Origin of the sequence: Agrobacterium sp. CFBP 3001, assembly GCF_027871605.1 — a bacterium.
GTDB lineage: Bacteria > Pseudomonadota > Alphaproteobacteria > Rhizobiales > Rhizobiaceae > Agrobacterium > Agrobacterium leguminum.
This window is the reverse complement of sequence record NZ_JAQAHD010000015.1, coordinates 49,449-61,397: the sequence shown is the minus strand read 5'-3', so window position 1 is coordinate 61,397 and position 11,949 is coordinate 49,449. Positions and strand designations below refer to the sequence as shown.

The following is an 11,949-nucleotide window of genomic DNA, read 5'->3' as shown; positions in this document are numbered from 1 at the left end:
ATTCTCCTCGCAACATGAGAGGAGAGCAACGTGAAAGTCTCACTTGTTCAAATGAATACCCAGAACGACAAGGCAGAAAACCTCAAGGTTGCTGCCGATTTAATTGAGAAGGCAGTCAAGGCGGATAGTCCTGATCTTGTTGTTCTTCCGGAATACTTCGCATTTCTTGGAGATAATCCTCAGGAAATGCATGAGAGCGGGGAAGAATTCCCCGGCGGCGAGATTTACTCGCTGCTTTCGGATCTGGCCAGAAAGCACGCGATCACGCTGCATGCCGGTTCCATCGTCGAGAAGGAAGGCAACCGCTTTTACAATTCGACGCTCGTTTTCGGCCCGGACGGCAAACAGATCGCCCGTTACCGTAAAATTCACCTGTTCGACGTCGATACGCCGAACGGCATCAGCTACCGCGAATCCGATTCCGTTGCCCGTGGCGAAGAGGTCGTGACCTACAAGGTTGGCGACAGGACGGTCGGCTGCGGCATCTGCTACGACATCCGATTCCCGGAACTGTTCCGTGCCCTGCGGGACAAGGGTGCAGATGTCATCGTTCTGCCGGCCGCTTTCACGCTGATGACCGGCAAGGACCATTGGGAAGTGCTGGCTCGCGCCCGCGCCGTCGAAACCCAGACCTATTTCCTCGCTGTCGGCCAGATCGGCACCCATGCGGGCGGCAAGAAGGCCTGCTGGGGGCATTCCATGGTCATCGATCCGTGGGGTCACATCGTCGCGCAATGCTCCGACACCGTCGGAACTGCTGGCGCCGCTCTCGACTTCGACTATTCGGCCAAGGTGCGCGCCAACGTGCCGGTGGCGAACCACCACGTTCTCTGATCGGAGAAAGACCCAATGTTTATCGTCAACCCCATGCCGGAACAGATCGGCGCCGACATCATCGAGCTTCTTGAAAAGGTCGAAGTGGCAACGATCGGACATGTGCTTCATTCCGGTTTCGTCGATCCTGAAATCCGGGCCGTTCTTCCGGGCAAGCGCGTGGCGGGCACTGCCGTCACGCTGCGCATCCCGAATGCGGATTCGACCATGCTCCACTACCTGACGCAACTCGTGCGTCCGGGCGATATCGTTCTCATCGACCGTTGCGGCGATACCCGCCACGCCTGCTGGGGCGGCGTCATCACCAACACCATGAAGATGGCCGGCGTCAAAGCCGGTGTCGTCGATGGCCCGGCGACCGATTTCTCGGAGTTCACCAAGGTCGACATGCCCATGTGGTGCCGCGGCCCGTCGCCGATCACCACCAAGATCCTTGGTCTGGAAGGCGCGATCAACGTTCCGATCAGCGTCGGCGGCCAGATGATCAATCCGGGCGATGCGATCCTGTGCGACGAAAGCGGCGTTGTCGCCCTTCATCCGAGCCAGGCCCGCGCCATGGCGGAACGCGCCATCGGCATGCAGGAAGCCGAGATCGTGCTTTTGGAACGCCTGCGCAACGGCGAGAAGCTGCCGGATATTTCCGGCGCCAACAAATTCGTCCAGGCGAAGCTCAGCGCCTGACACAATCTTTCGGGTGGCGGATCCGTTCGCCACTCCCAATAACAATAGAGGAGAACAGGACAATGAAGAAATCGATACTTCTGAGTGGGATTCTCATGCTGGGCGCGGCCGCCATGCCGGCGCACGCCCAGCAGACCGTGACGTTCCTCGGCTATAGTGGCCTTTTCCAGGAGCGTTACACCAAGGCCGTCATCGAGCCTTTCATGGCCGCCAACCCGGATATAAAGGTCGACTATTTCCCGCAGCAGGGTTCCGCCGCCATGCTCGGCTCGCTGCGCGCCCAGAAAGCTGCTCCGCAATCCGATATCGCGCTGATGGACGTCTCCGTCGCCAAGACCGGCACGGACGAAGGCCTGTTCGACAAGGTCGATGAAAGCGTTACCAAGAACGTTGCCGACCTCTATCCGAACGCCCGCTTCGAAGGCGTCGCCGGTGTCGGCGTGACCTTCGACAATCTCGTTCTCATCTATAACACCGATGCAATCAAGACCGCGCCGGACAGCTGGAATGCCCTGAAAGACAGCGCCTTCAAGGGCAAGATCGCCATGCTGAGCGCTCCTGACATCGTCGGTATCGGCACGACCATCATCATGGACCATATGAATGGCGGCACCGACTTCATCAAGAATATCGACGCCGGCATCAATGCCATGGCGGAAGTCGCGCCGAACGTCCAGACGTGGGAACCGAAGCCGGAAGTCTATCCGACTGTCGTCAACGGTCAGGTGTCGCTGGGCGTGGGCTGGAATGCCCGCAGCCAGGTGAATGCCGATGGTTCCAAGGGCAAGATGAAGGTCGTTCTTCCGAAGGAAGGCACGATCCTGCAGATCAACACGCTCAATCTCGTCAAGGGCGGCCCGTCGTCCGAGGCGGCCCGCAAGTTCATCGATTACGCGCTGAGCCCGGAAGCCCAGGCCGCCTTCACCGCCGCCATGTATTATGCGCCGACCAACGCCAAGGCCACGGTGGCTCCCGATGTCAGCGATCGCACGGTCGTCAAGGCGATGGACAAGGTTATCCCGGTCGACTGGATCGGCCTCTCGAAGGTTCGTGACCAAATCACGCAGGACTGGCGCCGCAAGGTCATCCCGCTCAGCCGCTAAGGCTTTCGCGTCTCTGTCGTGAAAAATGGCAAGTCTTCCGCATCCCCTTCGGGCGGATGCGGAAACGGCATAGGCCCCGGCTCATTTCCTCCGTCGGTGTTGGCATCGATGGAGGGGTGGGTGGCCCGAAGGCCTGCATAGGGAAAGCGCCGCGCAGAGCGCAGGTGAATTTCCGCCGCGATTGCATAGATCAAGGGACAGGGCATGCCCGCGACCCCGCCGGGATGGGACATGTTCTGGAGAAAGGCAAAAAGCCAGAATGGGAACTTCAGACATCATGCAGCCAGGATTTCTCTCGATTCGTTCATTGACCAAGCGCTACGAAACCATGGTCGCCGTGGATAATCTCAATCTCGAGATTCCCAAGGGCGAACTGGTTGCCTTCCTCGGTCCATCCGGCTGCGGCAAGTCGACGTCGCTGCGCATGATTGCCGGCCTTGCGCCCGTGACGTCAGGTTCGATCCTGATCGATGGCAAGGATGTGACGCAGCTTGCGCCCTACAAGCGCGATATCGGCCTCGTTTTTCAGAGCTATGCGCTTTTCCCACATATGACTGTTCTCAAGAACGTCATGTTCGGTCTTGAAATGCGCAAGGTGCCGGCTGCCGAAGCGGAACGGCGTGCGCGCGAAGCGATTGCCATGGTGCGTCTGGAAGGGCGCGAGGACCGCCGGCCCGCCCAGCTTTCCGGTGGCCAGCAGCAGCGCGTCGCACTGGCGCGTGCACTCGTCATCCAGCCCTCCATCCTTTTGTTTGACGAACCTCTTTCCAATCTCGACGCCAAGCTGCGCGACGAGATGCGCTCTGAAATCCGCCGCATCCAGAAACAGCTTGGCATCACCTCCATCTTCGTCACCCATGATCAGGTGGAGGCGCTCAGCATGTGCGACAAGGTCGCCGTGCTCAATGGCGGGCGTCTGGAACAGCTCGGCACGCCGCATGATCTTTACGAGCGCCCGGCAACGGCTTTCGTCGCCTCTTTCGTCGGCCGCACCAACAGGCTGGTCGGAAACGCGGTCGGCGATCACATCACGGTCGGCGACGCGACACTGCGTGCGCCCGGCTCGCACAATGGCAAGATCGACCTTATGGTACGGCCGCACCGCATGGCCATGACGGTTGCCGGTGACGCCGCACCCGATTTCGACGGAGCGCCGGTCAATCGCATCGCCGGTGAGGTTCGCGATGTCTATTATGCAGGCGATATCCTTCACTACGAGATCGCTGCGGGCGGACAGACATTGTCGGTGGAGCGCGCGACTTCCGGCGGGGAAACACCTGTGGCGGCGGGCAGCGCGGTCAGCCTAGTCTGGCGGGTGGAGGACACGCTGGTCTTCGGAGCAGGCCAATGACAGCGGCGGTCATGATCACGGCTCCCGGCAGCCGCACATCCTCCATGGTGTTTCTAGCAACGCTTCTTCTCGGGCCGATCATTGCGGTCAATGGGCTGGCCTTCGTCATGCCCGTGTTCAACCTGCTCCTGCTTTCCTTCCGTGAAAGCCTTGGCGGCGGCGGTCTTGGCGAAGCCCACACGCTCGACAACTGGTCGTCCACCCTGACCGACGGTTTTTATATTGAACTGATCGGCCAGAGCATCCTGACCAGTCTTCTGATCACGGTTCTCACACTCATCGCCTCCTATCCCATCGCGCTTTATCTTCACCGGGCGCAGGGCCGCTGGAAGACGCTGCTGCTGGTGCTCGTCATTTCGCCGTTGCTCACATCGGCCGTGGTGCGCACCTATGGCTGGATCGCGATCCTTGCCGATGACGGCCTCATCAACAACATCCTCTTAGCGCTCGGTGCCGAAAGCGGCGTGCGGTTGCTGTTCAACAAGGTCGGCGTCGTCATCGGGCTAACCGAAATCCTGATGCCCTATATGATCCTGGCGCTGCTTGCCGGTTTCGGCAGGCTCGATCCGCGTGTCGAAGAGGCGGCGGAAACGCTCGGCGCATCGCCCTGGAAGGTATTCTGGCGGATCATCGTGCCGCTCACCATGCCCGGCGTCGCGCTCGGTTGCCTGCTTTCCTTCGTTCTCGCCGTCAGTTCGTTCATTACCCCCAAGCTGCTTGGCGGCGGGCGCGTCTTCCTTCTCGCGACGGAAATCTACGATCAGGCCATCGTGACGCTCAACTGGCCGCTCGCCGCGACCCTGTCGATGATCATTCTCGTTATTTTCGGCGCTGCCCTGGTGCTCTATTCCCGGCTTCTGCGGGCCATTCTTTAAAGGAGATCGAAGATGGAAGAACGTCCCGCTCCGCTGGCGCTGAAAATCGTCGCCTTCATCATGTTCCTTTTCCTGCTGGCGCCCGTGGTTCTCGTCGTGCCGATCTCATTTTCGGCCGACAGCTACATGACCTTTCCGCCCTCCGGCTGGAGCCTGCGCTGGTATGTCGATCTCATGCATAATTCCAAGATGATGGGAGCGCTGGGCACCAGCACCCTTCTCGCCATCATCGTCACTGCGCTCTCCATGCTGATCGCGCTGCCGGCCTCCTATGCCATCGTGCGCATGCGGGTGATCGGGGCGGATGCGCTTCTCGCCTTCTTCACCGCGCCGCTGCTGCTGCCGACCATCGTTCTCGGCCTCGCGATCCTGATCGTCTTTGCCGGTGCCGGCCTGCTAGGCACCTTCACCGGTCTGGTGATCGCCCATCTCATCATCGTGCTGCCCTATGCGCTGCGTGTTCTCACCACCTCGCTTGCCGGCCTGCCGCTGATTTTCGAGGAGGCTGCTTCGACACTCGGGGCATCGCCGCTCACGGTCTTCCGACGCGTGACCATGCCGATGATCGCGCCGGGTGTCGTGGCGACGGCGGCACTTTCCTTTCTGGTGTCGTTCGATGAAGCGGTAATTTCGCTGTTCCTCACCGGCCCGCGCATCACCACGCTTCCCGTCGCCATGTATCAGCATGTGGAAACGCAGGCCGATCCGCTCGTTGCGGCCATTTCCGTTCTCTTGATCGTGCTCACCCTTGCCGTCGTCCTCATCGTCGACCGCACGGCGGGCTTGACCAAAACTTTCGTGAAATAAAGTCGTGGGGCTGCCGGCTGGCGCTGGCTGCCCCTACTGGCACAGGCGCGAATTTCACTCCCGTTTATGAACGCTGCTGCTGCATCGGCGCGATCCGTCGCGCCTGCTGATTTCGCTTTGAAAGACGAAGGCAAAGGGAAGGCCATGGCTGAAACCCCCTCCACGGAATTTGATGTCGCCGTCATCGGCGCCGGTGTGGTCGGTTGCGCGGTCGCCCGCCGTTTCGCGCTGGCCGGTGCGAAGGTGGTGGTCATCGAAAAAGGCCCCGATATCCTCTCCGGCGCCTCCAAGGCCAATAGCGCCATCCTCCATACCGGTTTCGATGCGCCAGAAGGCAGTCTGGAACTGGAACTGGTGAAGGCCGGCCGGGAGGAATATCTCTCCATTCATGCGCAGATGGGCCTCAGCCTCGTCGAAACAGGCGCGCTGGTCTGCGCCTGGAACCCGGACGAGGCGGAAAAACTGCAGGCGATTGCCGATCAGGGGCGGCGCAACGGCATTGCCGGGCTTGAGCTTCTCACAGCGGGGCAGGCTCGCGAAACCATGCCGGGCCTGTCCGACCGCCTTGTCGCCGCGCTCGACGTTCCGGGTGAACATATCATCGATCCTTGGTCCGCACCGCTTGGCTATCTTACGCAGGCGGTGGCGCTCGGCGCGCAGCTGGTGCGCAACGCGGAAGTCCTGTCCGGTGCGTTCGACGGCGCGTGGCGGATCGAGACGACGGCCGGCGTTATCCTTGCCGCAAGCATTGTCAATGCCGCCGGGCTGTTCGGCGATATTGTCGACGCGCGTCTGGGGCTTTCGCCTGACTTTGCCATCAAGCCCCGCAAGGGGCAGTTCGTGGTGCTGGACAAGGCTGCCCGCCGGCATGTGCCGCGCATCGTCCTGCCCGTTCCGACCGAAATCACCAAGGGCATCGTCGTGTGCCCCACCGCCTTCGGTAATGTTCTCGTCGGCCCGACGGCGGAAGAGCAGGAAGACCGGGAGCGCGCGACGGTCGAAACTGCGACGCTGGAAGTACTGCTGGAGCGCGGTGCGGAGATCGTTCCGGCGCTTGCTTCCGTTTCCGTAACCGCCGTTTATGCCGGTCTGCGACCGGCGTCTGAAAAGAAGCATTACCGCATTTCCGCCCGGCCGGACCGGCGGGCGACCACGCTCGGCGGCATTCGCTCCACGGGCCTCAGCGCCGCCCTCGGTCTGGCGCAACATGCGCTGAGGCTTCACGAAGGTTTCGGCACGCATTTTGTCTCACCGCCCTCCGCTCCCGAGGTGACGATGCCCAACCTGACGGAAACCTGCGAGCGGGACTGGCAGCGTGCCGATCACGGCGAAATCGTCTGTCATTGCGAACTCGTCACGCGGCGCGAGATTGAGGCGACCTTTTTAAGCCCGGTGCCGCCGGGCGATTTCGGTGGGCTGCGGCGCCGCACCCGCGCCGGCATGGGCCGCTGCCAAGGCTTTTATTGCAACGCCCGGCTGGCCGCGATGACGGGCGACCGCCTGGCGATCCCGCTTGCCGTTCACGAGGGAGGCGACCGATGAGTGCGGATGTAATCGTGGTCGGCGGCGGCCCGGCAGGTGTGTCGGCGGCGCTGGAGCTGAAAGCGCGCGGTATCGCCCGCGTGATGATCCTCGAGCGTGAGCCGGCCCTTGGTGGCGCAACCCGGCATTGCCTGCATTCGCCCTTCGGCATGCGTGAGTTCGGACGCGTCTATTTCGGCCCGGCCTATGCGCAACGCCTGCAGCGGCAGGCGCAGGATGCGGGTGTCGATATCCGCACCGGTCATTCCGTGGTGGAACTCGGACAGGATGGCGCGCTGCTGGTGACGTCGGCGCGCGGCGTCGAGACGCTGAAGGCCCGGCGTATCGTGCTTGCCACCGGCGCGCGGGAAAAACCACGCTCCGCGCGGCTTTTACCCGGCGACCGGCCGGTGGGTGTGGTCACCACCGGCACGCTGCAATCCTATGTCGCCTTTCACGGCATCATGCCCTTTCGCCGGCCGCTTATCGTCGGTTCGGAACTGGTTTCCTTTTCCGCGCTTCTAACCTGCCTGACGCATCGCGCCCGGCCGGTGGCGATGATCGAGCCGGAACCGCATCCGCTGGCGCGGTCGCCTTTTCAATGGTTTCCCCGACTGGCCGAGGTGCCCTTTCATTGTGGCGCGGTACTTACGGATATTCGCGGACGCGGCCGGGTGGAGGAGGCCGATATCCGTCTGGCGGATGGTCGCATCATGACGGTCCAATGCGACGGTGTTCTGCTCACCGGGCGCTTCACGCCGGAAGCAGCGCTTCTCAATGCATCCGCCGTGGATGTTGCGGCAGGCAGTGCCGGGCCGCTGATCGATCAGGACGGACGGATGCCCAACCCGATATTCTTCGCCGGCGGGAATGTCTTGCGAGCCGTGGAAACGGGCGGCTGGGCGTTTCGCGAAGGGCGTCGGGTTGGCGCGGCGGTGGCCGACGATCTCGCCCGGGAACCATGCAGCGCGCCGGGAGTGCCCGTCACCTTCGCCGATCCGCTCAAGCTGGCGGTTCCCGCCATGTTGCGGCCGGGTGGGCTCGACAGACCCGCATTTCGCGATTTTCAGCTTCGTTTCACCAGACCCGTTCAAGGCCGGCTTTCGCTGCATCTCGACGGGACGGACGTGTGGAGCAAGACCGGCCGTTGGCGTCCTGAACGCCGTGTGTTGGTGCCCATTCCCGGCGCTGCGTTTGAAGCGGGGCGGATTGCTTTTCACTTTCAGGAGACCAATTGATGCGCATTGCCGCAATCGATCAGGGAACGACATCGACCCGGTGCCTTGTGGTGAGCGATGGCGGCACGGCGGAGGTCGTGGCGAGCCGGCGTCACGCACAATTTTATCCGGCCGCCGGCCATGTGGAACATGATCCGGAAGAACTGCTGGGCAACATCCGCGCAGTGCTGGCTGCCGCCGGGCCGGTGGATGCCATCGCCATCGCCAATCAGGGCGAGAGTTGCCTGGCGTGGGATGCCGTGAGCGGGGAGGCGCTGTCGCCGGTCATCGTCTGGCAGGATGCCCGCACCGCCGAAGCGCTCTCCGCCCTGCCGCCTTCGGCAACGGATCGTTCGAAAGCGATTTGCGGGCTGCCGCTCGATCCCTATTTTTCGGCCAGCAAACTGGCCTGGCTGGTCAGGCACAATCCGGCGGTGGCACAGGCACGCGCGGCAGGCCGTTTGCGGCTGGGCACCACCGATGCTTTTTTTCTGGACCGGCTGACGGGCTGTTTCCGCACCGACCTTGCAACGGCGTCGCGCACGGGTCTGCTCGATCTCTCAACTGGAGACTGGAGCCCGGAACTCTGCGCGCTTCACGGCGTGCCGCTGGATTGCCTGCCCAAGATCGGTCCTGTCGATGGCGGCTTCGGCGCGGTTGACGGAACTCCTATCCGCGTTTCCATCGTCGATCAGCAGGCAGCGCTTTATGGGCATGGCTGCCGCAAGGCCGGCGATTGCAAGATAACCTTCGGAACCGGAGCCTTTCTGCTGGCCGTTGCCGGTCACGGGCGGCCGTTGACAGGAGAGCTTCTGCCGACCATTGGCTGGCAAATGCAGGGGGCGCCTGTGGTTTTCGCCATCGAAGGCGGGATCTATGATGCCGGCGCGGCGCTCGAATGGGCGAAAAAGATCGGCCTCTATGCTGAAAATGCCGAACTCGACGGTTTCGAGGGACCATCGGCCATTCGCCGCGGCCTTGTCTTCGTGCCCGCCCTTTCGGGCCTTGCCGCGCCCTATTGGGACAGGCAGGCCGTGCCTTTGTTCATCGGCATGGACCACGCGACCGAGCGGCGTGAGATGGTGCGCGCCGTGCTGGAAGGCATTGCCCTGCTGACGGCGCGGCTGATCGAGGCGGCATCGGCGGTCGCCCCCATAGGCGATACGATCTCCATCGATGGCGGCTTGTCGAACAGCCGCTATTTCGCCCGCTTTCTGGCTGCCGCCAGCGGTCGAACCATCTGCGTGCCCGCCATGCGCGAGTTGACGGCGCTCGGCCTGGCGGAACTGTGCGGCGTCGATGTCGCGGCCCTACGAGGCGATGCCGAGATATTCGCGCCCGACGGATCGGTCGATGCCAAAGACCATGCTCGCTTCGCACGCGCTATAGACAGTGCACGGAGCTGGCAACGATCCAAAACCTGCACGAGTGCGGTTCTGTCGACCATGCCGGCAGCGGGCATCTGATTTCTCCAATTTAAAGAACAGGCGACAAAGGCGACAGAATTTGATAAATTACAAAACAGCCGGTTGCGGTTTGACGCGTCGATAGAGGTCACCGAGCGTTCCTGTACCGCCAGCCGGATCATGGCGCAGGAGGAGAAGTGCTATGACGGCATTCCATGTCATGGCCGGTGCGAGTGGCGAATTTGCCCGCCCGGAAGTCCGCAAGATTGGCATCCCGGATATTGTGGATGCGTTGAAGCTGGGACTTGAGGACTTTAAAGAAAAGCCGTCCCACTATGTTTTTCTCTGTCTTATGTATCCGATCGCCGGTGTTTTTCTGGTGATGTGGAGTTCCGGCGCCAATCTGCTGCCGGTTATTTATCCGCTGATGTCGGGTTTTGCACTGATTGGTCCGATCGCGGCCATCGGGCTTTATGAAATCAGTCGACGACGCGAGCAGGGGTTGGATAGCTCTTGGCGGCACGCACTGGAGGTTCGGCACTCTCCGGCCCTGCCGTCGATCATCGCGGTCGCCGTCATGCTTTTCGTGCTTTTCGTCGTCTGGTTGATTGTTGCGCAGAGCATCTACACTGCGACTTTCGATGCGACCGGTCCGGTTTCGCTCTCCACCTTTTTGTCGGACGTATTGACGACCTCACAAGGTCTCTCCCTCATCATCTGGGGCAATCTGGCCGGCTTCGTTTTCGCGGTCGTCGTGCTGGCGACAACGGTGGTGGCGTTCCCGCTGCTGCTCGACCGGGATGTCGGCGCAGTCGCGGCGGTGGATGCGAGCGTCCGCGCCACGCTTGCCAACCCGGTTCCGGTGGCGCTTTGGGGATTGATCGTCGCGGCCTTGCTGGTCGTCGGCACGATCCCGGTATTTATCGGCCTCGCGGTCGTCATGCCCATCCTCGGCCACTCGACTTGGCACCTCTATCGGAAACTGATCGTGTCCGATTATCCAAGCCGTACGCCCTGAATTCATAGAGGAAATCTATCCGTAGATCATCCTCCCTGCCGTTGCGGCCCCGCGAGGGGAGCCGCGGCGGTTGGGAAGGCCATGGAGAGTGCGGGGATGCCATGTGGTATCGTTTTCTTCCGATCTGTCTGCTTTTCGCGATTGCCTTCGCGATTGATGCAGGCGCACAGGAAGGAGACGCTGCCGCAGGCGCTACCATAATTGCTCGCCCGATCAATTTATGAGATAATTCTAATATACTTCGCGATGGGGTTGTAGAAGTATTCGTGGCCGGGTCACGGGAGGAGACGATGGCTGTCGTTGTGATTCTCGTTCTGCTGGTGGTGGGATCGATCGTATTCCACCTGCTAAGCCCGTGGTGGTGGACGCCGATAGCCTCGAACTGGAGCTATATCGACAATACGATCATCATCACTTTCTGGATCACCGGCTTCGTTTTCTCGGCCGTCGTGCTGTTCGTCGCCTATTGCGTGTTCCGCTTCAGGCACCGCGCCGGAAACCGGGCTGCATACGAGCCCGAAAACAAGCGCCTGGAATGGTGGCTGGCGGGCGGAACCGGGGTTGGGGTGGCTGCAATGCTTCTGCCGGGCCTCTTCGTATGGAACCAGTTCGTGACCGTACCGGACGGTGCGAGCGAGGTGGAAGTCGTCGGTCAGCAATGGCAATGGAGTTTCCGCCTGCCGGGAGCGGACGGACGGCTCGGGCGGGCGGATACGCGCGCTATTGGCCCCGGCAATCCGCTCGGCCTGAACAGGAACGATCCCGCCGGAATGGACGATGTCATCATTGAAGGCGGCGAGTTGCATCTGCCCGCCGGCAGGCCGGTGAAAATGCTGCTGCGCGCGGTCGATGTCGTGCATGATTTCTATGTGCCGGAGTTCCGGGCCAAAATGGACATGATCCCCGGCTCGGTCACCTATTACTGGTTTACGCCGACCCGGACGGGAACTTTCGAGGTTCTCTGCGCGGAACTGTGCGGTGTGGGCCATCCGCAGATGCGCAGTACCGTCGTCGTCGATACCGAGACCGATTATCAGGCCTGGCTGCAGCAGCAGCCGACTTTCTCGAAACTGCTGGCTTCGGCGGAAACGTCGGCGGCCAGATAAGCGCCGTGCAGATTGGAAGGGAAGGCCGCA

At 61.8% G+C, this 11,949-nt stretch carries 11 protein-coding genes; all 11 read left to right on the top strand.

The window, feature by feature from the left end:
- Positions 1-51: 51 nt before the first annotated feature.
- The 11 genes from PH605_RS18190 (at position 52) to PH605_RS18140 (ending at position 11,919) form a co-directional block, all read left to right on the top strand.
- Complete coding sequence (locus tag PH605_RS18190) at positions 52-834, top strand: carbon-nitrogen hydrolase family protein (RefSeq protein WP_059761162.1); 783 nt, start codon at positions 52-54, stop codon at positions 832-834.
- Positions 835-849: 15 nt separating this feature from the next.
- Positions 850-1,515, top strand: a complete 666-nt coding sequence (locus PH605_RS18185) for an RraA family protein (protein ID WP_003521976.1) — start codon at positions 850-852, stop codon at positions 1,513-1,515.
- 62 nt (positions 1,516-1,577) lie between these two features.
- The gene (locus PH605_RS18180; protein WP_142845637.1) at positions 1,578-2,618 is read left to right on the top strand and encodes an ABC transporter substrate-binding protein; all 1,041 of its coding nucleotides are present in this window, start codon (positions 1,578-1,580) and stop codon (positions 2,616-2,618) included.
- Positions 2,619-2,895: 277 nt separating this feature from the next.
- Positions 2,896-3,969, top strand: a complete 1,074-nt coding sequence (locus PH605_RS18175; RefSeq protein ID WP_142845636.1) for an ABC transporter ATP-binding protein — start codon at positions 2,896-2,898, stop codon at positions 3,967-3,969.
- A complete protein-coding gene (locus PH605_RS18170; RefSeq protein ID WP_003521979.1) occupies positions 3,966-4,844 on the top strand; it encodes an ABC transporter permease in 879 nt (292 codons plus the stop codon). Before PH605_RS18175 ends, PH605_RS18170 begins: the two co-directional genes overlap by 4 nt.
- Before the next feature lie 12 nt (positions 4,845-4,856).
- Positions 4,857-5,651, top strand: coding sequence for an ABC transporter permease (locus PH605_RS18165; protein WP_080857782.1), 795 nt, complete (start codon positions 4,857-4,859; stop codon positions 5,649-5,651).
- A 144-nt stretch (positions 5,652-5,795) separates the two neighbouring features.
- Positions 5,796-7,193 (top strand): NAD(P)/FAD-dependent oxidoreductase, encoded by a 1,398-nt coding sequence (locus PH605_RS18160; RefSeq protein ID WP_142845635.1) that lies wholly within the window; start codon positions 5,796-5,798, stop codon positions 7,191-7,193.
- A complete protein-coding gene (locus PH605_RS18155) occupies positions 7,190-8,410 on the top strand; it encodes an NAD(P)/FAD-dependent oxidoreductase (RefSeq protein ID WP_142845634.1) in 1,221 nt (406 codons plus the stop codon). Before PH605_RS18160 ends, PH605_RS18155 begins: the two co-directional genes overlap by 4 nt.
- Entirely contained in the window at positions 8,410-9,855 is a 1,446-nt protein-coding gene (locus PH605_RS18150; protein WP_142845633.1) for an FGGY family carbohydrate kinase, read from the top strand. Before PH605_RS18155 ends, PH605_RS18150 begins: the two co-directional genes overlap by 1 nt.
- Positions 9,856-9,997: 142 nt before the next feature.
- Positions 9,998-10,813, top strand: coding sequence for a DUF2189 domain-containing protein (locus PH605_RS18145; protein WP_142845632.1), 816 nt, complete (start codon positions 9,998-10,000; stop codon positions 10,811-10,813).
- 290 nt (positions 10,814-11,103) lie between these two features.
- Entirely contained in the window at positions 11,104-11,919 is an 816-nt protein-coding gene (locus PH605_RS18140) for a cytochrome c oxidase subunit II (RefSeq protein WP_142845631.1), read from the top strand.
- Positions 11,920-11,949: the final 30 nt, after the last annotated feature.